At 44.8% G+C, this 23,485-nt stretch carries 21 protein-coding genes; 1 reads left to right on the plus strand and 20 read right to left on the minus strand.

Annotated elements, in window-relative coordinates; all coding sequences use genetic code 11:
• Window positions 1-163: 163 nt before the first annotated feature.
• From dnaK to gpr, 16 genes are all read right to left on the minus strand, one after another.
• Complete coding sequence (gene dnaK, locus NSQ50_RS24020; protein ID WP_036677488.1) at window positions 164-2,011, minus strand: molecular chaperone DnaK; 1,848 nt, start codon at window positions 2,009-2,011, stop codon at window positions 164-166.
• A 175-nt stretch (window positions 2,012-2,186) separates the two neighbouring features.
• Window positions 2,187-2,768 (minus strand): nucleotide exchange factor GrpE, encoded by a 582-nt coding sequence (grpE, locus tag NSQ50_RS24025; protein ID WP_036677491.1) that lies wholly within the window; start codon window positions 2,766-2,768, stop codon window positions 2,187-2,189.
• 48 nt (window positions 2,769-2,816) lie between these two features.
• Entirely contained in the window at window positions 2,817-3,848 is a 1,032-nt protein-coding gene (hrcA, locus tag NSQ50_RS24030) for a heat-inducible transcriptional repressor HrcA (protein ID WP_036677493.1), read from the minus strand.
• Window positions 3,849-3,951: 103 nt separating this feature from the next.
• On the minus strand, window positions 3,952-4,443 hold the full coding sequence (locus tag NSQ50_RS24035; protein WP_051490987.1) for an N-acetyltransferase: 492 nt from the start codon (window positions 4,441-4,443) through the stop codon (window positions 3,952-3,954).
• 93 nt (window positions 4,444-4,536) lie between these two features.
• Window positions 4,537-5,709 (minus strand): radical SAM family heme chaperone HemW, encoded by a 1,173-nt coding sequence (gene hemW, locus NSQ50_RS24040; protein ID WP_076141559.1) that lies wholly within the window; start codon window positions 5,707-5,709, stop codon window positions 4,537-4,539.
• 185 nt (window positions 5,710-5,894) lie between these two features.
• Window positions 5,895-8,171, minus strand: a complete 2,277-nt coding sequence (locus NSQ50_RS24045) for an FAD-dependent oxidoreductase (protein ID WP_076141558.1) — start codon at window positions 8,169-8,171, stop codon at window positions 5,895-5,897.
• 19 nt (window positions 8,172-8,190) lie between these two features.
• Complete coding sequence (locus tag NSQ50_RS24050; RefSeq protein WP_076105906.1) at window positions 8,191-9,018, minus strand: carbohydrate ABC transporter permease; 828 nt, start codon at window positions 9,016-9,018, stop codon at window positions 8,191-8,193.
• 63 nt (window positions 9,019-9,081) lie between these two features.
• Window positions 9,082-9,966, minus strand: a complete 885-nt coding sequence (locus tag NSQ50_RS24055) for a carbohydrate ABC transporter permease (protein WP_232061438.1) — start codon at window positions 9,964-9,966, stop codon at window positions 9,082-9,084.
• A 91-nt stretch (window positions 9,967-10,057) separates the two neighbouring features.
• On the minus strand, window positions 10,058-11,362 hold the full coding sequence (locus NSQ50_RS24060) for an ABC transporter substrate-binding protein (RefSeq protein ID WP_076224567.1): 1,305 nt from the start codon (window positions 11,360-11,362) through the stop codon (window positions 10,058-10,060).
• A gap of 95 nt (window positions 11,363-11,457) precedes the next feature.
• A complete protein-coding gene (locus NSQ50_RS24065; protein ID WP_036677509.1) occupies window positions 11,458-12,225 on the minus strand; it encodes a response regulator transcription factor in 768 nt (255 codons plus the stop codon).
• Window positions 12,210-13,316: a sensor histidine kinase gene (locus tag NSQ50_RS24070; protein ID WP_256717079.1), complete on the minus strand. Its 1,107-nt coding sequence runs from the start codon at window positions 13,314-13,316 to the stop codon at window positions 12,210-12,212. The genes NSQ50_RS24065 and NSQ50_RS24070 overlap by 16 nt, the downstream gene beginning before the upstream one ends.
• A 60-nt stretch (window positions 13,317-13,376) precedes the next feature.
• The gene (locus NSQ50_RS24075; protein WP_256717080.1) at window positions 13,377-14,015 is read right to left on the minus strand and encodes a hypothetical protein; all 639 of its coding nucleotides are present in this window, start codon (window positions 14,013-14,015) and stop codon (window positions 13,377-13,379) included.
• Between the two features lie 105 nt (window positions 14,016-14,120).
• A complete protein-coding gene (gene lepA / locus NSQ50_RS24080; RefSeq protein WP_036677511.1) occupies window positions 14,121-15,935 on the minus strand; it encodes a translation elongation factor 4 in 1,815 nt (604 codons plus the stop codon).
• Window positions 15,936-16,075: 140 nt separating this feature from the next.
• Entirely contained in the window at window positions 16,076-16,561 is a 486-nt protein-coding gene (locus tag NSQ50_RS24085; protein WP_036677514.1) for a hypothetical protein, read from the minus strand.
• 35 nt (window positions 16,562-16,596) lie between these two features.
• The gene (locus tag NSQ50_RS24090; protein WP_076224569.1) at window positions 16,597-17,937 is read right to left on the minus strand and encodes a stage II sporulation protein P; all 1,341 of its coding nucleotides are present in this window, start codon (window positions 17,935-17,937) and stop codon (window positions 16,597-16,599) included.
• Between the two features lie 156 nt (window positions 17,938-18,093).
• On the minus strand, window positions 18,094-19,095 hold the full coding sequence (gene gpr, locus NSQ50_RS24095; RefSeq protein WP_036677518.1) for a GPR endopeptidase: 1,002 nt from the start codon (window positions 19,093-19,095) through the stop codon (window positions 18,094-18,096).
• Window positions 19,096-19,398: 303 nt separating this feature from the next.
• Between gpr and rpsT the strand changes: the two genes are divergently transcribed.
• A complete protein-coding gene (gene rpsT / locus NSQ50_RS24100; protein WP_036677521.1) occupies window positions 19,399-19,671 on the plus strand; it encodes a 30S ribosomal protein S20 in 273 nt (90 codons plus the stop codon).
• Between the two features lie 159 nt (window positions 19,672-19,830).
• On the opposite strand, the gene NSQ50_RS24105 is transcribed toward rpsT, so the two are convergent.
• The 4 genes from NSQ50_RS24105 to NSQ50_RS24120 all read right to left on the minus strand — a co-directional run bounded on the left by NSQ50_RS24105 (window position 19,831) and on the right by NSQ50_RS24120 (window position 23,483).
• Window positions 19,831-20,343 carry a hypothetical protein gene (locus NSQ50_RS24105; RefSeq protein ID WP_076214790.1) on the minus strand — a complete coding sequence of 171 codons (513 nt, stop codon included), beginning with the start codon at window positions 20,341-20,343 and terminating at the stop codon, window positions 19,831-19,833.
• A gap of 36 nt (window positions 20,344-20,379) precedes the next feature.
• Window positions 20,380-21,399: a DNA polymerase III subunit delta gene (gene holA / locus NSQ50_RS24110; RefSeq protein ID WP_036677525.1), complete on the minus strand. Its 1,020-nt coding sequence runs from the start codon at window positions 21,397-21,399 to the stop codon at window positions 20,380-20,382.
• Between the two features lie 276 nt (window positions 21,400-21,675).
• Window positions 21,676-22,938, minus strand: a complete 1,263-nt coding sequence (locus NSQ50_RS24115) for an anti-sigma factor family protein (RefSeq protein WP_076224571.1) — start codon at window positions 22,936-22,938, stop codon at window positions 21,676-21,678.
• Entirely contained in the window at window positions 22,935-23,483 is a 549-nt protein-coding gene (locus NSQ50_RS24120; RefSeq protein WP_036677530.1) for an RNA polymerase sigma factor, read from the minus strand. The genes NSQ50_RS24115 and NSQ50_RS24120 overlap by 4 nt, the downstream gene beginning before the upstream one ends.
• Between the last annotated feature and the right edge of the window lie 2 nt (window positions 23,484-23,485).

Below are 23,485 nucleotides of genomic sequence, written 5' to 3' on the forward strand. Positions count from 1 at the left end.
ATTCAGCGATGTTTATTCTTACAATATCAGAAGGCGCATTCGCAAAGAGTGTGCAATCTGATATTACAAAAGGAAAGTCAAAACACGGGATGACCCGGTTTTGACCTTCCCTTCTTAACTATATAAGAATTTATCAGTTTCCTATTACACTTATCGTATAAGGTTACCCTTGATTCTTATCTTCGTCAACAACCTCATAGTCAGCGTCAACTACATTATCTTTTTTAGGAGCGCCTTCAGCGGCTCCAGCGCCACCTTCAGCACCTTGCTCAGCTTGAGCAGCTTGTTCGTACAGCTTCATGGACAACTGTTGTACAATCTCAGTCAATGCTTCTGTAGCTGCATTGATTTCTTCAAGATTGTCAGTTTCAAGTGCTGCTTTAACTTTATCTTTAGCTTCATTTGCTTTTTCAACATCAGAAGCATCAGCTTTATCACCAAGATCTTTAATTACTTTTTCAGTAGAATACACGAGTTGGTCAGCACCGTTCTTCGCTTCTACCAGTTCTTTACGCTTACGGTCTTCCTCAGCGTGAAGCTCGGCATCCTTCATCATTTGTTCTACTTCTGCGTCGCTCAGGCCGCTGGAAGAAGTGATAGTGATTTTTTGGCTCTTGTTCGTGCCTTTATCTGTTGCAGATACATTTACGATACCGTTGGCATCAATATCGAAAGAAACTTCGATTTGTGGCACGCCACGTGGTGCTGGTGGAATCTCGTTCAGCATGAAGCGTCCCAGTGTCTTGTTGCCATTTGCCATTTGACGCTCACCTTGCAGCACGTGAATCTCTACGCTAGGTTGATTGTCAGCAAAGGTTGAGAATACTTGGGATTTGCTTGTAGGAATCGTAGTATTACGCTCGATCATCTTCGTGAACACGCCACCTGCAGTTTCAATACCCAGGGAAAGCGGAGTTACGTCAAGCAATACAACGTCTTTAACATCACCAGTCAATACACCCGCTTGAACAGCAGCACCAAGAGCTACTACTTCATCCGGATTCACACCTTTGTGTGGTTCTTTGCCAGTAAGCTTTTTGATAGCATCTTGTACAGCTGGGATACGTGTAGAACCACCAACCAGAACGATTCTAGTAAGGTCTGCAGGTGTCATACCAGCATCAGACAATGCTTGACGAGTTGGTCCCAAAGTACGTTCTACCAGACCAGCAGTCAGTTCATCAAATTTCGCCCGAGTCAAGTTGATCTCTAAGTGCTGAGGTACGCCGTCAACCACAGTGATGAACGGAAGCGATACAGTTGTTGTCAGTACGCCTGACAATTCTTTTTTCGCTTTTTCAGCTGCATCTTTCAAACGTTGTACAGCAGATTTATCTTTGCTCAGATCAATGCCTTGCTCTTTTTTGAATTCGGATACCAGGTAATCCATAACCACTTGGTCAAAGTCGTCGCCACCCAGCTTGTTGTCGCCGCTTGTAGCTTTTACTTCGAAGAAGCCATCACCAAGTTCAAGGATGGATACGTCAAAAGTACCGCCACCAAGGTCATAGACTAGAATGGTTTGATCTTCGGATTTCTCCAGACCATATGCCAAAGCTGCTGCTGTTGGCTCGTTCACAATACGCAGAACTTCCAAACCTGCAATTTTACCTGCATCTTTGGTAGCTTGACGTTGGCTGTCATTAAAATAAGCAGGAACAGTGATAACCGCTTGAGTAACAGTTTGGCCAAGATAAGCCTCTGCATCGGATTTCAGTTTTTGCAGAATCATTGCCGAAATTTCTTGTGGGGAGTAGTCTTTACCATCAATGCTTTCTTTGTGGTTAGTACCCATGTGACGTTTAACAGAGCTGATCGTACGATCAGGGTTAGTAATCGCTTGGCGTTTAGCCGTTTCACCGACGATACGCTCGCCGTCTTTCTTAAAGCCTACAACCGAAGGGGTTGTACGCGCGCCTTCTGGGTTTGGAATTACTACGGCTTCGCCGCCTTCCATAACGGCAACGCAAGAGTTCGTGGTTCCTAAGTCAATACCGATAACTTTACTCACAATAATTTGCCTCCTCTAAAGTTATATGGAGCCTAAGCTCAATAAATTTATAAAAATATCAAAAAAATTCGATTGATAATAAACTATCCGGGCAACAGCCTGCAATCGGATAAATAGTAGGCAAAAGCACTGCTGCTTTATGGCGAGCAGAAACTGCCCGTCCTATATAGACAGACTACATGCTGACTTTGACCATGGCCGGACGAAGAACTCTATCTTTCAGAAGATATCCTTTTTGAACCTCTTCTGTAACGATACCCTCTTCGTACTCCTCGCTCTCAACCTGCATAATAGCCTGATGGTATTCAGGATTAAAAGGCTGTCCTACTGTTTCCATAGCTGTAAGCCCCTCAGCCTTCAATACCCCATCCAGCTGACGGAAAATCATATTAACGCCCTTCGCGAAAGCTTCGGATTCAGGATTAGCTGGAGTAGTGACTAACGCACGCTCGAAATTGTCCAGCACGGAAAGCAATTCCGTCAGGAGCTTGGAGGTAGCATATTGAGCCAACTCTTCTTTTTCCTTCTGGGTACGACGACGGAAGTTATCAAAATCAGCTTGTGCACGAAGTGCACGACCTTGATATTCATCAGCAAGATCCTGTAGGCGTTTCACCTCAGCACCTGTATCTGAAGCACCTTCACTAACGTTTTCAGCTGTAAATGAGTCGGCATCTGAGACTACTTCAGCCACAGGCTCCTCATTGATCAATTCCTCTTTGAATTCATTAGAATCTTGAACTTGTTCCTTTTTCAAGTTGTCTTCACCTCCTTAAAATCATTCACGAAATCATGTTGACTCTGTTCACTTATACCAGTGCGCCAGCATCGCTGTCAAATCTCGGGATAAAATGCCCAAGATCCCCATCACTCTTGCATATTCCATACGGGTCGGCCCAAGGATTCCAATGCTTCCTAGTGCCTGCCCATCAAGTGAATAAGTGGCGGTGATCAGACTACAGTTAGCGAACGCTTCGTGATTGTTTTCTGTTCCTATTCGTACTTGAATACCTGTGCCACCCACTGTAGGGGCCAGCATTTTGAGCAGTGTCGGTGTCTCTTCCAGCAGATCAAGAATACTCTTCACCTTGTCTACGTCTTTGAACTCAGGCTGTGTCAGCATATTCGTTGCTCCGCTGAGATAGATGCGCTGCTCTTGATCGCTTTCCAGCGCGGTGTCCAGCACCTGCATTAATTCTTCATAATGTGAGATGTGACGCTGCATTTCTTCGCCAAGCTCGGAATAGAGCCGAGTCTTCAGCTTATAGAGTGGTACATTGACCAGTTTACTATTCAGTAGGTTAACCACTTTCTCCATCTCGGAAACAGAAATCTCCGGCGGAATGTTCACCGTACGATTCTCAACTTGCCCCGTACTTGTGACGATAATGGCCACAGCGGTTGTATCATCTAGTGGTAACAACTGAAAATGACGCAATGAAGTATGAAAAACCTCCGGTCCCAGCAGGATGGAAGTATAATTCGTCATATTGGAAAGAATCATCGCCGCATGTTGGATTACCTGCTCCATTGCATTTAGCTTCTCGGCAAAAAAAGCGCGGATCGTGCCCATTTCTGCCGTTTCGGCGGAATTCCACGGTACCAAATGATCCACATAATATCGGTATCCTTTATGGGAAGGAATTCTTCCCGCCGATGTATGAGGCTGCTCGAGATAACCTAAATCCTCCAGGTCAGCCATTTCATTTCGAATCGTAGCCGGACTGTATCCTACATCTCCCCGTTTAGAAATGCTGCGAGATCCTACTGGCTCTGCCGATGAAATATAATCATCCACAATTGCATTTAGTATCATTCTCTGGCGATCAGTTAACATGTTATTCCCTCCTATCGGCTGTGGCTCCGATTCGTTAGCACTCGACTCAGATGAGTGCTAACCACTAATACAAAAATACCAAACTGACATTGACGTTGTCAAGTCAGTTCAGTATCTTAAGCACTGCTATTTCATCGCAGGCATGCTGCTTTTTACAATTCACGCAATCTGTCCATACTTTTTCGGGGAAAATCTCTTTCTGGACGACTTCAAATCCATTTCTAAGAAAAAAATCAACAGCATAGGTTAGTGCCATAACCTTTGGGATTTTCTGGTTCCTAGCTTCCTCGACCAGCTTCGCCAATATCATGGAGCCTACGCCTTTACCCTTACCTTCATCATTCAATCCAATTGAACGAATCTCTACGAGATCATTCCCGAGCTTGAAAAGTGAACCACAGCCTACGAATCTGCCTTCGATTTCGGCAACTACGAATTGATCGATCTGGCGTGTCAGCGCCTGCCGGGAACGGGGCAACATGATGCCGCGCTGGGCATACTCTTCTATCATTAGATACAATGGCTCAACGTCTTCTACCACAGCATTTCTACAAATCACCTGTGCGTCTCCCGCTGGAGACGAATGGCGAATCATTTCCGTCTTGGCAAGCACTTTGGTTCACCCCTCTGTTGATAATATGAATAAATATACAACAGAGTGAATTACAATTCAAGGGGTATTTTAAAATTAAACTTCTGTCAGGGCGCCTACAAATTCAGCAAAAACATCGTTCCCAAACAAGATTCCTTGCTTGCTGAGTCGGTAAACCCCTGCTTCTTGTTCCAACAGCCCTGCATGCAGCATTTTATGCAAGGATTTCTCGAATACTTCCTCTATTGAACGCCCGAATTGCGCCTGAAAAGCTTCATTAGAGACGCCCTCATGCATACGCAAGCCGACCATCATAAAGTCTTCCATCGCTTCTGCTTCTGAGATTGGGTATGCATCCAGTCGTGGCAGCCCTTTACGTGTGGCTTCTACATATGGATTTACGCCCTTAACATTAATATGCCGCTGACGTCCCACATATCCATGCGCTCCTGCTCCTAGACCATAATAATCTTCATTACGCCAGTAGGTGATATTATGGCGGCTCTCCATTCCTGGTTTCGCGAAGTTACTGATCTCGTATTGATTGTAACCCGCTTCCTTCATAGAGGACATCAACAGGAGGTACATTTGCAATTCATCTTCTTCATTAGGAAGAGGAAGTTTGTTCTTATTAAACAGCGTGTGAAAAAGAGTATTCTCCTCCACCTTCAAGCTGTAAATAGAATAGTGGGGTAGATCCAGCTCCAACGCCTTGGTGATACTTTCGCCCAACATCTCAACAGTTTGATTAGGCAGCCCAAACATCAGGTCAACCGAAAGATTATTTAGTCCAACTGCACGTGCATTCTCTAAGCTCCGGTATACATCATCTACATTATGAATCCGGCCGATGCCTGTGAGCAGCTCGTTTTGAAATGCTTGAACGCCAAAGCTCACCCGGTTCACGCCACCTTCTTTCATAACCGTCAGCTTGTCCAGATCCGTTGTTCCAGGGTTAGCTTCCATAGAGAACTCAATATCTTTATCCCAGTTTGGGAAATGCGTACGAACAGACTTTAAGAAATAAGCCATTTCATCAGGTTTTAAAACAGTGGGTGTGCCTCCGCCGACGAAGATCGTTTTGATAACACCCGGAGGGGTGTTCTTGACGGTCTGCTCCATCTCTCGATCCAAAGCTTCGAGATAATCCATAACTGGCTGATCCTTGAGTACATAGGAATTAAAATCACAATAAAAGCACTTATTGGTACAAAAAGGGATATGAATGTATACAGCCTCAGGGGGACGGCCATTAGTCTTCGTTGTCATTAGCTGTCTCCTTTATATAAAAATATCGTTTGAATAGTGTAATCTAAAAAACAAGAAAAGGGAAGCCTGACGGCTTCCCTCCGAGGGCGTTCATTTATAAATGAACTCTATTTTATAATATAAGAAAGTATAAGTTTTACGTTATCCTATATATTTTGTATTTCCCGCAGAAACGGATACCGTCCCTATAAGGACGGCAAAGCCGTTGCTTCTTGATAAATCCGCATTTCCACAAGTTCGGCATGTACTCCACCGTTAGTTTCATGAATAACGATCCGGACAGCATCTGTAAGGACAGGCTTCTCTAATCGATGAACATTTTTCCGGCGATGGTTATCTTTGACACGGAGCATGACTTGCCACGCGCCATCAATGAGCAGCTCTACATCATAGTTCTTTACCAGTTCAGGAATCACTAGAAATGGCGTTTCATGGTGATGTAAGTTGATGAGATCTTCATTGACATCATCATTAAAGGTGAAATGGATTTCGGAGACTGGAACAGCATCCGGGAGACGCGCCTCTACCCACTCCGATCTACCCGCGGTCATCGGCTCAGAAACCCAGCTATGCGGTCCCGCGAAAGGTCGAACATACCCATCAATGACTTTAGATGCAGCATATGCCGATGTTTCTACTGCAAAGCAGAAATGCCTGCGTACAAGTTGTTTCATGCTCCACTCTATCACCGGCTGATCTGGCTGATGATCTTCCAGCGCTGAATCAACAACGGATTTAGCACCGCGCTCAAATGTAATGACACCTGTGATTGGGGTTTCTGAAATATGCAATTGAAGGTGTTCATTAGCTCGAATAATAGCGAAGATATTACATTCGCCGATAAGACTACATTTCTCCTCTTGTATCGGAACTTCAATCCATTGCTGCTCTCCAGCCTTTACTGTTATAAAATCAACCTGTTTGCACTCCGCCGGCACGTAATTTTCCGCGCGTCCAGTCGTCCAGATCTCCACGGTCAGCTGCGTCTGAATAGTTGCTGACACAAGCAGCCTTAACCCACGGATACTTCCTTCAACCGGAAACAAAATCCCTACATCATGAGAAAGCTCATAAGCTTCGGCTGGACGATCCAGCAGGATACCATTCAACGTGCTGGATGCATGAATCTCGCTTTTTCTGGCGAGGTCCAGTGGATCTTCGTTACGTAATCCAATAATCGAAGCATCTTGCTTCAACATCACCTGTTGTAATTCATGCATATGATGCTCGCGAATTACACGTGGAGTCACACCTTTGATGACGGATAAAGCGGCACCTGCTCCAGCTGCTTCACCCATGATCGCACAGGTTGCCATAACACGTGTGGTTCCAAAAGCCACATGAGATGCACTGATATTACGACCCGCGAAGAATAGATTCCGCACATTCTTCGAATATAGCGAACCAAATGGAATATGGTAGATCCCGTCCGCATGCAGATGCTTGGAGCCACTCTCTTCTGCGTACATCCCTTGCGGTGGATGCAGATCAATCGACCATCCTCCGAATCCAATCCGGTCTGCAAATTCACGCTGCGCAAGAATATCATTTTGCGTTAAGATCGTATCGCCAACAAACCGTCTGTATTCACGTTTACCCGGAATTGAGCCAACCCACTCCAGCGTCATATTTTCGGCATCAAAATGACCTGAGTTTTTAATGTAATCCCAAATCCCATAAATAACAGAGGATAGTTCATCACGTATACGTTCATTCTCATCCACCGTATCAAGCTCGCCGCCCCACTCAATCCACCAGTAGTGACAGCCTGAATCCCCACTCCGAATGACCCGGCGGATCGGGATAGACGTTGTTGTAATATCCTTCGCGAATGAGGGTGCAACATAACGTACCGGTTTTCCAGTATCCTGTGTATAGAATAATAATGTACTGCCTAATGTAATATTATCAGGCACTTCTGGTGCCCATTCCTCATTAAATTCATGACGGGCTTCACGTCCTAATCGGAAATCCGCTCCTGCTAGGAAGCCAACTAAACCATCACCCGTACAATCGATGAAAGCATCGCTCTCGAACGTGATTAACCGCTCAGATCCCATCATCCAGCCGGTCACACTCTGAATCGTACGCTCCTCTGCCTCACCTTCCGCTTCCACTTCACGTACATCGGTATTTAGGAACAAGCTGATATTCGATTCTGCCTTCACCGCTTCGAGCAAGGTTAGATCCCATAGATATGGATTCCCTTCCGGGTTCCGGTATTGATTCTCGATGAATAGCTCACCCATAATGCCTGTCTCACGTGCATAGCGATTTACACCATGTCCTGTTGCACCACATACCCAAACCCGAACTTCTGAACTCGAGTTACCACCAAGTACAGGACGATTCTGTACCAGTGCTACCTTTAACCCAAGACGTGCTGCAGCAATCGCCGCGTTCATCCCTGCAAGTCCACCCCCGACCACTGTCACATCGGATTTAACCGTTTCTGTTCTCATGTCAGTATCCCTCCTATAGTTAGCCTTTCACAGCCGAGCTAGAAATCCCCTGAATAATATATTTCTGACCTATGAAGAAGATAACAATCATTGGAATGATCGCAGCCGACGAAGCGGCCATCATCCCGTTGTAATCCACATTGTTCTCAAGAATAAAATTCTGCAATCCAAGCGGAATGGTATATAGCTTAGGGCTTTGCAAAAATACAAGCGCATTCTCATAATCATTCCATTGCCAGGAGAAATCAAGAATAGCAAATGTAGCGATTGCCGGCTTCGCTAATGGCAGAATTAAGCGGAAAAATATTTTGTAATGCCCGGCTCCATCCAGAAAAGCAGATTCCGTAATTTCCTTAGGAATGCCCATGAAGAACTGCCGAAGCATAAATACACCGAAGATCGAGAACATGGCTGGAAGGATTAGGGCCAAGTGCGTATTGTAAATCCCAACCCAGTTAAACATGATAAACTTAGGAACAAAAAGCACCTGCGGTGGAATCATCATCATGGATAGATATATGACGAATAGGCCATCACGCCCTTTAAACGAAGTACGTGAAAATCCGTAAGCGGCAAGGGCAGATAGAAACACAGCTCCCGCAGTTCCAATAATCGATATCTTAAGTGAATTTAAATAATACGGAACAAAATCATAACTTCCTGTCCACACCCGAATATGATTGCTCCAGTTGAGAGATGAAGGCAGCCATTCGTTAAACACCTCGGCAGGTGTCTGAAAAGATGTGCTGAGCATCCATAGAAAAGGCACAATCATAAATAGTCCTAGAACAAACATGATGATCGTTACTGGCAGCTTCACCTTCATGTTTCCTGCTTTTTCATTCATACCGCCTGCTCCTTTAATTTATGGTTTCGGGGCCTCCCGCAAAGCTCCACTTTGTGGATTCATTTAGTAATGAACCCAGCGCTTTTGGCCGATCCACTGAATGACTGTAATAACGAGAATGACGGCGAACAAGAACCATGAAATAACTGAAGCGTATCCCATATCGTAATAACTGAATGCTGTTTTATAAACGAATAGTGATAAGACCGTCGTACTTCCGCTAGGTCCTCCAGCCGTAATGGCTTGAATAATCGAGAACGATTTCATCGTCATAATTAATCCGGTAATCATTAATAAAAAAGTTGTTGGACTAACAAGAGGCCATACAATTTTCCATGTTGTTTTGAATGTGCTTGCACCATCGATCCGGGCAGCTTCTAGTTGTTCTGTCGAGATTTCCTGTAGTGCCGCTAAATATATGATCATATTGTAGCCAAGCATCAGCCAGATCTGTACGATATCAATGGCATACATTGCGGTTTCCGTATCTGCAAACCATCCTGGCGGCGATGTTATGCCAATCCAGCGAAGCAGTTCATTGATGGGTCCCTGTGAAGGCTGAAATAGCAGCATCCAGACAAATGCAACGGCTACTCCACTAGAGATATACGGTAAGAAAAACATTCCACGTAATACGCCTTTAAGATACACACTGCGGTTTAGAAATAGCGCCACAATAAAAGCGAGCACCATCGATACTGGAACCGATATCAGGAATATCACCGTATATTTGATCGAGGCATAGAAATTATCGTCATGGAACAACCGTTTGAGATTATCCAGCCCGGTAAATTGCCAATTTGGATTTGAAAATTGATAATTCGTAAACATCAGGACAAAGGAAAAGATTGCAGGAATCACAAAGAATAAGAGAATACCAATCATATTCGGGAGAATAAAAGTCATGCCGATCCAGCCTTGTCTGTCCATCCAGCTTCTCCGCTTCACGGTATCGCCGCCTTTCGTATGCTGAAAAATGGGTACACGAAAGAGAAGAACGAAGAATTCTTCCTCCTTCTCTTTTGTGCTAACTATTTCATTATTTCATTAATTCTTGCGAACGGGTTTGCATATTTTTCATCGTAGTATCAATATCTTGCTTATTTAAGAAGTATTTTTCATACTCTTCTTTACGTGCATCAATGGCTTGTTGAGGTACATTTAGCTGGAAGGATGGGAATTTGCCGAATACAATATTATTCATTGAATCTGTATCATATTTGTCTTCTACACCATTCAAGAGAAGGCTCATCGCTTCCTTACTGTCTACACTCTTAGAGGCTGGAATACGCCCCCCGCTTGCCATTGGCAGCATACCGCCATCCGCATACCATTTTGCGAACTCCCAAGCTGCATCCAGGTTCTTGGACTTTGCATTAAGAGCAAGCATGTCACCCACACCGCCCGAATATTTATAATCCTTTTGATCCTTATTCACTTTTGGAATAGCGGCGAACGCGGTTTTGAAATCATGCGGATAGTCCTTCAAGTTGTTCGCATTTCTAAAAATAAACTCACCGGCTGCCAGCATTGCCGCTTTGCCTTGCAGGAACATGGTATCAACCGGCATTTTACTGGTCAGTTGCTCCCCATATTCCGGTGTGGATTTGTCCACGAACATCATGTTATGCAATATTTCCAGGTGTTGTTTCCAGAGATCATTCCCAAAGTTTGAGGTACCATCCGCCTGTTTCACACCCATTCCAGCCAGCGTACCGTCCATCGTTGTTGAGAAGGAGGAATCTGCCTGCAATAATCCGTACACACCAGGCTTCGTTAGCTTCTTCGCATACTCCTCAAGATCTGACCAAGTCCAGTCCACCGCAGGAATCGGTAATCCTGCTGCATCCAGCATATCTTTGTTCAACCATACAAACGCCATGTTTTTCTTTGTAGGAATCCCATAGTACTTATCATTGATTTTCCACATTGCTGCGTCCTCGCCGATCTGGCTGTCGATGTCATAGTCTGTTTTCTTGCTTAGATCCAAGGCAACGCCTGCATCCATACGTTTCTGTAAATGAGCAAGATCGTAGTTCATGAAAAGGTCTATGTTTTGATTGGTCATCAAGGCAGTGTCCAGCTTTAAGTTGCCTGCATCGTCATTTACATTACGGATATACTCGACCTGAATGTCTGGATGATCTTTATTCCAGTTATCAATTACAGCTTGAGGCCCGGCTTCTGCAGGAACTGCCCCCCACATAGTGAGCTTTATTTTCTCCTTTGCTGTTTCTCCATTTGCACTGCCCTGCGCCTCATTACTTCCACCACTCCCACAACCAGCCAGCATCGTACCTGCTAATAAGACAGAAAGCACTGCAGGATACCACTTTTTCTTCATAGATAGCTTCCCCCTTGGAAGGATTATGTGTTGTGCTCTACATCTATAACTTTATCATCAGAGCGGATTTTGGGGGATGAACTACATTTGGGAACTTATAGAACGTTTTTTGGTTCTTTACGGAATTCATTTGGCGTGACACCACACCACTTTTTGAAGATTTTTATAAAATAATTATCGTTCTCAAAGCCTACCTGCTGCCCAATCTCGCTAATCGTTAGCTTCGTTTCTGCAAGCAGCATTTTCCCAGCCTGAATCCGACGCTCTTGAATATAATTGGTCAACGTTTTCCCTGTCTTTTTCTTGAATAAGTCACTTATATAGCTGGCATCCATCCGGATCAACTCTGACATGGATTTGAGCGAGATGTCCTCAGCATAATGTTCTTCAATATAAGCTATAATTTTGTTCATCTCCACATGATCTGTCGGTCCCGTTTGTTGCTTCTCCGGAAACCATTTATCGGCTTTCTTCATCTTCACCATTCGCTCCAGCTCGGCCTGAACCTTACCCATGGTCTGCTTCAAACCTTGGAGATCTAAAGATAACTTCAAAATGTAATCCGAAGCCCCAAATACGAGCGCCTGGCGGGCGTATTCAAATTCACTCAATGCGGTCAACATTACAAACCGGCATTCGAAGCCTTCCTCTCGCGCAATTTGAAGAAGCTTCACCCCATCCATCACCGGCATATTGATATCCGTCACTACCACATCAGGCTGAAGCTCACGAATCATTTGCAAGCCTACTTCTCCATTCTCCGCCTCACCTATAATTTCAAACGGGATTCCAGCCTTTAAGAATAGCTTCCGTATACTTTTAACCGCAGGTTGTTCATCATCCACAATTAACGTTCTCCACATGTGAGCTTACCTCCATCGTAAGGTTTTGAAATAAGGAATGGAAAATGGATGATCACTTCAGTTCCTGTATCCGAAGATACAATGTCCATACCTGTCCGTTGATTCTTGAACAACAGCTCTAAGCTCTCCCTAATATTCTGAACACCGATTCCTTTACGTTTCCGTGTAGCCTTATTCAGCTGTGCTCTTTCTATCCCCATGCCGTTATCTCTAACCTGCAGGTACAGCTGTTGTCCAGTCACCTTAGCGGAGATATCAATTCTCCCTTGTTTTACTGACTGACCGAAGCCGTGAATCAAGCTATTTTCAATTAAGGGCTGCAGACAAAATTTAGGGATTAACGCGTATTGCAGCTCCTCGTTGATATCATATTGAATTTCAATCCCATGTCCAAAACGTTGCCGCTGTATCTCCATGTAAGATTCTATTAGTACGATTTCATCCTTTAACAGGATCAAATCCACTTCAGTATTTAAGGTTGTCTCCAATATTTTTCCTAGTGCAACACAAATTCCATAAATTTCATCATCATCTTTATCTAAGGCAATGCTCTTTATCGTATTCAATGTATTTAGTAGAAAATGCGGGTTCATCTGCGAAAGTAATACCTGAAACCGAACGAATTGCTTCTGTTTTTCTTCAAGCTGAAGACGCTGCAACAGCTCATTTAAATCATGAATCATTATATTGAAACTCTGAGTCAGGGCAAGAATCTCTCCCCGCCCTTGCTCGGGTAATTTCATTTTGAGATTCGTCTTAGCGGTCATTTCCATCTTCTTCTGTAGCTTCTTAAGCGGTACTGTAATCGTCGATGATATGAAATAAGTTAATAGAACAAATAGCAGCAGAATGATTCCAAATCCACCAAAAAACCGTCGTTTCTGCTTGTCTACTTCAAGAAAAAGCTGTGCTAGCTGCACCTTTTTAACAACATAGCCATTTAACTCCTCGATGTAGCTGTAGGTGTATAAGCTTTCCTCCTTCGGGTTGACAATGGATGCAGCACGCCCCGTCTGCCGCTGGTTGGCACTCTTCACAATACTCTGCGCAATATCAGAGGAAAAAGCCTCATCCTTAAGGGGATTAAGCATCACTCCCCCCAAGGCATCGAGTAGAAATAAAGCCCCTTCCTGTTTACTCCCTAACGTTGATCAAGTAAACCACTCCTCATAATCGATACTTAATCTTGCATAGGCATAAATATTCAAATCATTATCACGCATAACCTCATAGAGACTAAGCATTTTCTTACTTGTTGTACTTTCCCGGACCACATTATTCTTGTCATTCGGATTCCATATATATCGATTCGTTCCTTCTCGCTTCAATGCTTGAACCCAATCCTCTGATTGGATTTCGTCGTAGCTCAAAGTTTCCTTTGGCATAAAGGAAGTGTATGCGTTTCCATGAAGGTCGATTAAAGTATAATACACCGTCGCTCCACTCATGAAGAATGTATTTTCAATCGCTCCGAACTTGTTTTCAACGAGCTTTTTTCTCGTGATTTCATCAGATTGCTCGGGATTCTTCATTATCGATAAAATCGTCGTATCTTGTTCGAGTAATGACCCTGTTTTCATCACGAGACTCATGAGATCAACAAAACCATTCTTAATACCAATAAGCTGCTCTATGTTCTTCGTTTCCGCATTATCCTGCAGCATTCGTTCTGTCTCTTTAAAGTTATATAGAACGAGTATGGCAATGGGTGTTAGTACCAACAGCAAGAAAGCTAATAAAATCCGATTCTTAAAGGTACTTGGCGTAAGTTTCAAATATAATCGCTTCACGAGGACTCCCCTCACTTTGTATGTGCTTACAATCCTTCCCCCTATTGTAATCTGCTCCTGCTCAAAAAAATAGAGCCGGGATACTCTCCCGGCTCTACCTATTTTTTACTCGTCGATCTTCAGTACTGCCATAAACGCTTCTTGTGGTACTTCTACACTACCCACTTGCTTCATGCGTTTCTTACCTTCTTTTTGCTTCTCAAGCAGCTTCCGTTTACGGGAAATATCACCGCCGTAACATTTAGCAAGTACGTTTTTGCGCATCGCCTTAACGGTTTCACGCGCAACTACCTTCGTACCCACAGAGGCTTGAATCGGCACTTCGAACATTTGACGAGGGATAATCCCACGTAATTTCTCACAAATGATACGTCCGCGGTTGTAGGCACGATCGCGGTGAACGATAAAGGACAAGGCATCGACCTGCTCATTGTTAAGCAAGATATCCATCTTGACCAGATTCGAACGACGGTATCCGCAAATTTCATAGTCGTAAGAAGCATATCCTTTCGTACCGGATTTCAACTGATCAAAGAAATCATAAACGATCTCTGACAGCGGAATCTCGTACGTAATCGTTACACGATTAGTATCTAGATATTCCATATTTACGAACTCGCCGCGTTTGTTCTGGCACAGCTCCATTACAGTACCCACGAAGTCGTTAGGCACAATGATCGCTGCTTTAACATACGGCTCTTCAATATAGTCAATCGTACCGATCTCCGGATAATGTGACGGGTTGTCGATTTGGATCATTTCGCCATTGGTCAGCATAATTCGGTAAATAACACTCGGCGCTGTTGTGATTAGCGGCAGATTGAACTCGCGCTCAATCCGCTCTTGAATGATCTCCATATGCAAGAGTCCAAGGAAACCGCAACGGAAACCAAATCCAAGCGCGCTTGAGCTTTCCGGCTCAAAGCTTAGCGAAGCATCATTTAGCTGGAGCTTCTCCAAGGCCTCACGAAGATCGTTATAATCGGAGGTCTCAATCGGATACAACCCGCAATATACCATCGGGTTGATCTTACGGTAACCCGGAAGCGGCTCAGCAGTAGGATTCTTTGCGTCAGTGACAGTATCACCGACACGGGTATCTCCAACATGCTTGATCCCAGCTACGATAAAGCCAACATCACCGATGTTCAATTCATCGACAATGGTCATACGCGGCATAAATGCGCCAACTTCAATGACCTCGAAGGTCTTCTCAGTTGCCATCATCTTAATCTTCGAACCCGCACGGATCTTCCCGTCCATTACGCGCACATAGACGATAACGCCTTTGTAAGGATCGTAGTGAGAGTCAAAGATCAATGCTTTAAGCGGCTCTTCTGAATTACCGGATGGCGCAGGAACCTGCTTCACCACCTGCTCCAGAATTTCCTTGATTCCGATACCGGCTTTGGCAGATGCCATAACCGCTTCACTGGTATCCAGCCCGATAACATCCTCAATCTCCTGCTTTACCCGGTCAGGGTCAGCGTTTGGCAAATCAATTTTGTTGAGCACAGGTAGGATTTCCAAGTTGTTATCCAGTGCTAAATACACATTGGCCAGCGTCTGTGCTTCAATTCCTTGAGCCGCATCCACGACCAGCAGTGCGCCTTCACATGCTGCAAGACTGCGGGAAACTTCATAGGTGAAATCGACGTGCCCCGGTGTATCAATCAAGTTGAGATAATACTCTACACCATCGTCTGCACGATAGGTTAAACGCACGGCTTGCAGCTTTATTGTGATACCACGTTCGCGCTCCAGATCCATCTGATCGAGTACCTGTTCCTGCATTTCACGCGTGGTTAGTGCCCCCGTGTATTCCAAAATGCGGTCAGCTAGTGTCGATTTACCATGGTCTATATGTGCAATAATCGAGAAATTGCGAATTTGTTGTTGTCTTTTCTGAACGTCAGTCATTCCTTACCCCCACAGACAGCCTGATATTAATCCACTTATTATAACAGTACAAGCTTACTCCATCAATCCCGCGCTGGCCCAAAACAAAAGAAACAGCTATACACGATCCCGTGAAATAACCGTTTCTTCTAAATTTGCTGTTAATTTTCTGCCGAAGCGAACAATGAAACTACCCAGCGGATTCCCTTCTGGGAAGCCTGCTGCAAGAGACCTGCCGTCTTATCTGCCAGAACATCGACTGTAGGCTTTTGCTCCTCAGGAATTAAAATTTGCTCCGGAGATTTCGTACTATAATCATCCACAACTTGCTGAGGAGGATCTGCGGCTGGCGTTGTATTGCTATTTTGAGGCAAAGGAGAAACAGCCGTATATGCACCTGTGACAGGATCGATTACCATTGGCACATATACATAAGTCTGCCCACCCTGTGTCACACCATTCTTTTGCAGTTGTGGCTGTGGCTGCATGCCTGTTACTTGACTGGTCTGCGTAGTCGGGCTGGCATTCCAGCCGGGTAGAATCTTAGAGACTGTTGACCCACCGCTTCCGCCGAACTGCATCCCTAAGAGGATGCCAATCCCTGCCCAAATCCCAACCATAACCAGTTTTTTTCCAAAACGCGACATGTACACCACTCCTTTTTGATCCTTGGTAATTTATTTTACGAAGCTCCGTTTGATTTCTTTGGTGTTGTAGTGGGATTCGCCACTTTTTCAGGTGCGTTCACCTTCTGAGCGTCATGACTGCTCCAGTACACATCAGCGATAGCATCTGCCAAAATATCAGCCGTCCGCTTTAATTCCTCAGCCGAGTTATCAATTCCGCCCACTTCAATCAAAACACTATTGGGAGACAGGGTCTGATTGTACTCTCCGTTGTTGCCTTTACCCGCAGCTTTTCCCCATATCCCACGAGATATTCCCGGGTAATTCTTTTCAAGCTGTTGATGAATCTTATTGGCAAACTCTTCGTTCTTCTTCCAGTCTTTATTTGCATGTCCAATGATAAAATAGACCTGTGCATAGCTTTTCCCGTCAATAACAGCTGTTGTTTTGCTATGACGCTGCGAATCACGGTGAATGTCGATAAAACTATCCATTTCCTCATTTGCGCTGAGTGCTGATTTAACCAAGATCCGGGAATATTTATAGGAAAAGTTCCAGTTATAGTCGGTGACTTTGGTCGGAAAATCTTCTTTGGCATGAACCGTACCAATCCCGAGCTGTTCCAGTCTTTTCGTAATATATGATCCTACCAGCATTACATTTTTAGTTGAAACTCCGGAGCTGGGATTTTCATTTGCTGCCCCTAACAGAGGATTGTAGGCTTCTCTAGGATGTGAATGATAGATTAGAATCCGTTTGATCGAGGTATCCTTAGTGCTGTCTGTGCCGCTTTGCGGATTACTCTTATCCGTCCCTTCCTCCGCCGCTGATGGATCAGGAGATGGTGCAACCGTCGCTTCAGGCTGCTGTGTTGTAACATCTTCTTGCTTGTCCCCTTCGTCCGGAACAGAAGTTTCCGCATCTCTACTACCCTCAGCCAGCTCATCAGTCCCAGGATGATAATCCACTGGTGCTCCTGTAGATCCACCTGAACCTTTCCGCAAAAGAAATGGATCATCCGCCGCCATCCCCGGCACTTCACGAGAGACTAGACTCTTAGGGTCGCCTGGATTCACGCTGGTCAGCAACTGAAATACGAAAGAAGTTACCTTTTCACCTGAAAAAGCGGATGTCTCTTTACCCTGCGGTAAATGCGGCACCTCCATCCCCAGCAGCTCCATGAAAAAACCACTAGACAAGGAGGCGGCAAGCCCCTTCATTGAAGGAATGGGTGAAGAGCTAAGCTTCTGTCCGGCCAATCCACCGGCTCCAAGCAGCAAAAAAAATACTAGTGAACCTCCGGCCAACAGCAGCATCGTTCTCCCCAGCGATAAAACATCCAGCATTTTTCCCCTTAAACGGCCGATGTTCCAAAGCTGAAACCATTTTTTATTCATTGTAGTTATGTCCTCCTCCAGCCCTCTGTAATCTCTTATACTCCAAATCTATGAGTGCAAGAGCAATACTAGAACCGAAAATGAGAGAATAGACATAAAGCCCGTACAGGATACCTTAATTCAGCATCCCGCCGGGCTTAACAAACCATAATTCAGTTAGTGGGTATACGCGCCAACATTCTCAGGATCAACCGCATCATGTAAAGCCGCATTCAGACCACTGGCCACGATATTCGCGATCCCTTCAATAAATTCATCGATTTCCTTGGGAGTGACGATCAAATCGTGCCCCAGGGGTTCAAGCACTTCCTTCACTAATGACAAGCGTTCCTGCTCAGAGATATCGTCCAGCATCCCCATGATTTCCTTAGTATGGTTTGCTCCTTGCCCGAAGTGATTTTTCATCATCTCCAGCACATTATTTACAATAGTTGATGCATAGCAGACAGTGGGCACTCCGATTGCGATACAAGGAACACCCAGAATTTCTTGGGTTAATCCACGTCGCTTGTTGCCAATCCCCGAACCGGGATGGATCCCAATGTCCGCAATTTGAATCGTCGTATTGATACGCTCCAGTGACCGGGATGCCAACGCATCTATGGCGATAATAAGCTCAGGTTTCGTGCGATCCACGATTCCCTGCACGACCTCACTCGACTCAATTCCAGTCAGCCCAAGCACTCCAGGAGCAATAGCGCTCACCTTACGATAACCAGGGGAGATCTGATCCGGAACCAGCTCATAGAACTGCCGTGTAATGAGTGAGTTCTCCACCACTAAAGGACCCAGTGAATCCGGTGTAACATTCCAGTTACCAAGACCAACAATCAACACAGATGCATCCTTGCCAATCCCAATTCTGATCAAAAAGTCCTCAAATTCGCGGGCAAAAACTTCTGCCACCTTTTGCTGCAAGCCTGTATCTCCGCCACGCAGAGCGGGTACCTCAAGGGTTACATAGTTGCCAATTGCGCGTCCTATTGCCTGTGATCCGGCAGCATTAGCTACACCAAGACGGGTCACTTTAATCCCATCAGACTCTTCCACTTCTTCGTTCACACCAGGGATTGGCGTTCGTTGTGGGCCTTGAGCCATTTCCTTTGCCTCTAACGCCAAATCGGTGCGCACAGAATATAGCTGCAGATCCGGTTCCATTGTGTCCAGCCTCCTAAAAGTTTTGTAAGCATACACTTCCATGAATTACTTCGAACAAAACTCACTTCGAAAGCAGCTGCTTAGTTTTGTAAGCATACACTTCCATGAGTTCATCCTCATTTGGCAAGCTTCTGCCCATGCTCTTTTGTCGATAGTGTGCGAGAGAAAGCCAATGTTTATGCAGGATACGGAGGTTTAATTTGAAAGCTTTAAGTATTGCTTTTTGCTACCGGTCATGCTAAACTATTTTAAGTTGTGAATCATTTGATAATGATTTCGAATGTCTTACAGGAGGTGAATGCAATGCCAAATATTAAATCCGCGGTTAAACGCGTAAACACGAACGAAAAACGCCGTGCACTGAATGCTTCCCAAAAATCCGCGCTTCGTACAGCTGTGAAAACTGCTGATGTAGCTCTGACTGGTACGGAAGTAGAAACTGCTCAAGCTGCTTTCCTAGCTGCTTCCAAAAAGCTGGACAAGGCCGTAAGTAAAGGTCTGGTTCATAAAAATGCGGCTGCCCGCAAAAAATCCCGCTTGGCGAAGAAATTGAACGCTCTTACGGCTCAAGCCTAAGACGACATTCATAATGAGCAATTGAAGAACCTGACCGCTATGCTTCATACGGTTAGGTTTTTTTGTGTCTATTAATTAATAATAAGTAGTATTAGTTACTATTAAGAGATGTTTTGTTAAATGAAAGAAGACCCCCTCAGAGAGGCGGTCTTCTTTCATTTATTTTTTCTCTTTTTTCATTTCATAATAGTTACCATCCCATAAGAAAATCATCGTTTGATCGTCTTTAACAATAAAACTGCTGCCGGGATTCGTCCAATTATTTATAGATACCGTCTTAACCGATTCCGTTTCGATCCCAAGGTCACTTAATTCATTTCTGTATTCGTTAAAAAAGTCATCCTTAGTGATGTTCTCTTCCTTATATTCAGGGCTCATAATTTCATCTTTATCAAAAGAGGCCTTTTCTATCGAATAAGTTACCCGCATTCCAATAAGCTTTTCATCCTCCGCTGCCGAGACAGGTGTAGAACCTACTATACTTTGTACACTCCATTCACCAAAATAAGAAGGTGCATCTGCAGAGGTATTCGTATTCGTATTCGTATTCGTATTCGTATTCGCAGGCGACTCAGAGGCAGATCCTGACGATGAATTAGTATCCGTTTTGCCACAGGAACTAATTAGTAGAACGAGTAAAAGCAGTGCCGAATATTGAAATATTCTTTTCATAGTCAGATCATCTCCAATACTTTTTCCCTTCTTAGCTCAGACACCTAAACGCAGCATGAACAGTTCCAGCCCTAGCACTTTGTCTATAGCCCCTGTTTTCATTTTATAATCCAGATCCGCCAATGCACTTAAGATTTGCCGCAATCGTTCACTGGAGAACTTATGGGCCTGCTCCCCAGCAAGCTTAACCGCATAAGGATGCAATCCGATCTGTGACGCAATCTGTCCCTGCGAATAACTATGTGCTGATAAATCCTTAACCTGCAAAATAATGCGGAACTGCCGCGCAACCAGCGCTGCGATCTTGATCGGTTCCTCACGCTGCTTCAGCAGCTCATACAAGGTATCAAGCGCCTTATCAAGACGCAGATTAGCGATATCCTCAACAAGCGTAAACACATTTTGTTCTGTTCCACGGTGTACCAGACTCTCTACGGCCCCCGCGTCTACAGTGCCGCCCTTACCAGCGAATAAACAAAGCTTGTCCATCTCTGCAGATAAACCTTGCAAGCCTGTACCTGCATTCGTTATAAGAATTTCTGCCGTGCCAGGTGCCATTACACAACCCCGCTCACGAATTCCTTTTTCCACCCAGCGCAGCAGCTCTTCTGCTCCCAGCGGATTAAAGGCTAACACTGTGCCCACTGATTTGACAGTCTTCACAATTTTTTTACGCTCATCCAGCTTATCATTATTCACCATAAAGACGATTACACTGAAGTCTACAGGATGCTGCAAATAGTCACTTAAAAGATCTATACGATGCTCCAGTTTGGCATTTTCTTTGCCCGCTGTAAATAACGAGGCATCCCGCACCAGCAATAGTTTACGTTCTACCATAAATGGCACAGTCTCCGCTTCTTCTACCACAGCCTGCACCGGCGTCTCAGAGAGATCAAAGGGAATAACTGCGAAATCACGATCCTCTTTAGCAATCAGCTGTTCTTCCAGCAGTGCCGTGAATTCATTCATTCGAAATTTCTCACTGCCATATAAAACATACAACGGTGAGATCTTCCCTTGTTTGATTTCTTTTATCGCCGTTTTGGCATCCATCCCGCCACTTCCTTTTCCATTCATCTAGCCCATTTTGTCCAGAGTTCTATTGTAGCAAAAAAAACTACAAAAATGCATGCAAAAACGGAGAAACTCTGGCAGCCATGGCCAAAGCCTCTCCGTTTAAGCGGCGCATCTATATAAACGACGGAGTGCGAAGCTCTAGAAACTCCACATCCGGCGGTCATACCGATGTTCTGCAAAACCTATACTTTCTAGTTCCTGTCCTGTTGATATAGTATATTCAGAAACTTCGAAAAAAGTTCCAACCCCACTTTAATTTGTTGAAGATGAGGTTGGAGTGTTCGTTGGGGTCGCTCCAGGGGATGCAGCCGGACTTGAAGAAGCAGTAGCTGCTTCCTGTACAGTGAACACCTTGGTTACATTCACACCATCTTTTTCTGTCACGTACGTAAACTTCGAGCTGTCCGCGGACCATTCACCAGAAATCCAATTTCCTTCTAGCGGATAAGAGTTTACGGCTAACCGTTCTTCCGCTGAGCCCTCTGGCGACTTCTTATAAATTACAAGCTGCAACCCAACAAATTCTATAGCATACTGACCATCAGGAGAAGTCCAGGTCTGCACATTAGGATCTTCAGAACTGCTTAAGCTCATAACTTCCCGTCCGTAGTCATATGGAAACTTTAAAGAATCCTCCATCGGTGGAGCAGAATCGGCTGCGCTGTCTGAATTCATATCAGCAGTTTGCTCCTTATTATCCACCTTTAGCTGATTGCTACTGGCGTTGCTAGAATCTGAATTTTGAGATTTCGTGGCGACATCCTGCCTTGGCGGAGCAATCTTCTCTGTCGGCTTAGGATCTGCGCTTTGAGGCGGTTCAGTGATCGACCGCCCTCCAGCTCCCGCTCCCGCATCAGCTGCATCCGCCGGTGCACTTGGCATCGAGGCAGGGTCCACTGGTCCCGTCGCTCTATCTAAAGCGGCGTTATCTTCGTTCATCTCCGGTGCATCCGTCTTAAACTGCGCAGCGCCCTCGTTCTCTCCACCAGCGGCAGGAGAAGCTCCATCAGAGTTAGCAGTAATAGAAGCTTGCGATTCCATTGCTGTATCCTTAGTATCATCGCTGGCTGTTTTAGCACTATCCTGCATCCTTTGTTCTACTTCTGCCCCAGGCATTTTATCGGGCATATTAAATATTGCGATCCCTAATAGAACGGCAGCTGCAATAGCTCCAATGCCTGTCCGTGTTGCTATAGAGGTTCCCTTGGCAGGTTTACCGCGGGAGCTTTCACGTGAAAATGGGACAACAACCGGCTCCTCAGATCTCACAGCACTCTGTTCACGACTGCTTCGATCCAATTCTGCAAGCTGAGGTAAAATAGAGTCAACCAGACTAAACGGGGGTTTCACGTCTGGCAACTGCTCCAATTCATTGGAGAGAAGTGTCAGGCGCTCAAAGACTTCCGCGCAGGAAGGACAATTATCGATATGACGGAACATCTCAACAATCTCATCTTGACTCAAATCTTTGTCTAAATAGCGGTGCATCCATTCCATCACCTCCGCGCATTTCATCCCGATACACCACCTTTCTGGTACTCCTGAAGTCTATTCTGCAGTTGCTGTCTAGCCCGAAATAAGTATGATTTCACTGTATTCAAGGGCAAATCCAGACAATCTGCAATCTCGTTGTAAGAAAAATCCTGTAAATAGCGCAGGACAATGACTGTCCGATGATGCTCGGGCAATTGATCAATTGCTTCACGTATATCCTCAGCTAAATAAGAGGATAGAACCTCACGTTCCACATTGTGTTTATCCTGAAACACCATTTCATGTTCATCAATAGAAACTGTAGGTTTAGTTCTTCTGAATTTATCAATGCAAATGTTAGTGACGATTCGCTGAACCCACGTTTTGAACTGGGCCTTCTCCTCATATGAGCCGATTTTTGTATAAACCCGGATCAAGGCTTCCTGAGATGCATCTAACGCATCTTGTTCATTATGCAAAATGTAGAAGGCCGTTTTATATACATGTCCTTCAATTTCTCGCAATAGGGTGATTAGAGCGTCGCGATCGCCCGCTTGAGCGGCTCTGATGAGTCCCTGCTCCACCACGA

The organism is Paenibacillus sp. FSL R10-2788 (assembly GCF_038003885.1).
GTDB classification, from domain to species: Bacteria; Bacillota; Bacilli; order Paenibacillales; family Paenibacillaceae; genus Paenibacillus_AQ; species Paenibacillus_AQ odorifer.

Excerpts from the sequence above, each read along its gene's own strand:
- NSQ50_RS24035 (WP_051490987.1), bottom strand. The coding sequence starts at position 4,443 with ATGATTCGCCATTCGTCTCCAGCGGGAGACGCACAGGTGATTTGTAGA.
- NSQ50_RS24060 (WP_076224567.1), bottom strand. The coding sequence starts at position 11,362 with ATGAAGAAAAAGTGGTATCCTGCAGTGCTTTCTGTCTTATTAGCAGGT.
- rpsT (WP_036677521.1), top strand. The coding sequence starts at position 19,399 with ATGCCAAATATTAAATCCGCGGTTAAACGCGTAAACACGAACGAAAAA.
- hemW (WP_076141559.1), bottom strand. The coding sequence starts at position 5,709 with ATGACAACGAAGACTAATGGCCGTCCCCCTGAGGCTGTATACATTCAT.
- NSQ50_RS24045 (WP_076141558.1), bottom strand. The coding sequence starts at position 8,171 with ATGAGAACAGAAACGGTTAAATCCGATGTGACAGTGGTCGGGGGTGGA.
- NSQ50_RS24050 (WP_076105906.1), bottom strand. The coding sequence starts at position 9,018 with ATGAATGAAAAAGCAGGAAACATGAAGGTGAAGCTGCCAGTAACGATC.
- NSQ50_RS24070 (WP_256717079.1), bottom strand. The coding sequence starts at position 13,316 with ATGCTTAATCCCCTTAAGGATGAGGCTTTTTCCTCTGATATTGCGCAG.
- gpr (WP_036677518.1), bottom strand. The coding sequence starts at position 19,095 with ATGGAACCGGATCTGCAGCTATATTCTGTGCGCACCGATTTGGCGTTA.
- lepA (WP_036677511.1), bottom strand. The coding sequence starts at position 15,935 with ATGACTGACGTTCAGAAAAGACAACAACAAATTCGCAATTTCTCGATT.
- hrcA (WP_036677493.1), bottom strand. The coding sequence starts at position 3,848 with ATGTTAACTGATCGCCAGAGAATGATACTAAATGCAATTGTGGATGAT.
- NSQ50_RS24115 (WP_076224571.1), bottom strand. The coding sequence starts at position 22,938 with ATGAAATGCGCGGAGGTGATGGAATGGATGCACCGCTATTTAGACAAA.
- NSQ50_RS24105 (WP_076214790.1), bottom strand. The coding sequence starts at position 20,343 with ATGAAAAGAATATTTCAATATTCGGCACTGCTTTTACTCGTTCTACTA.
- NSQ50_RS24065 (WP_036677509.1), bottom strand. The coding sequence starts at position 12,225 with ATGTGGAGAACGTTAATTGTGGATGATGAACAACCTGCGGTTAAAAGT.
- NSQ50_RS24085 (WP_036677514.1), bottom strand. The coding sequence starts at position 16,561 with ATGTCGCGTTTTGGAAAAAAACTGGTTATGGTTGGGATTTGGGCAGGG.
- NSQ50_RS24090 (WP_076224569.1), bottom strand. The coding sequence starts at position 17,937 with ATGAATAAAAAATGGTTTCAGCTTTGGAACATCGGCCGTTTAAGGGGA.
- holA (WP_036677525.1), bottom strand. The coding sequence starts at position 21,399 with ATGGATGCCAAAACGGCGATAAAAGAAATCAAACAAGGGAAGATCTCA.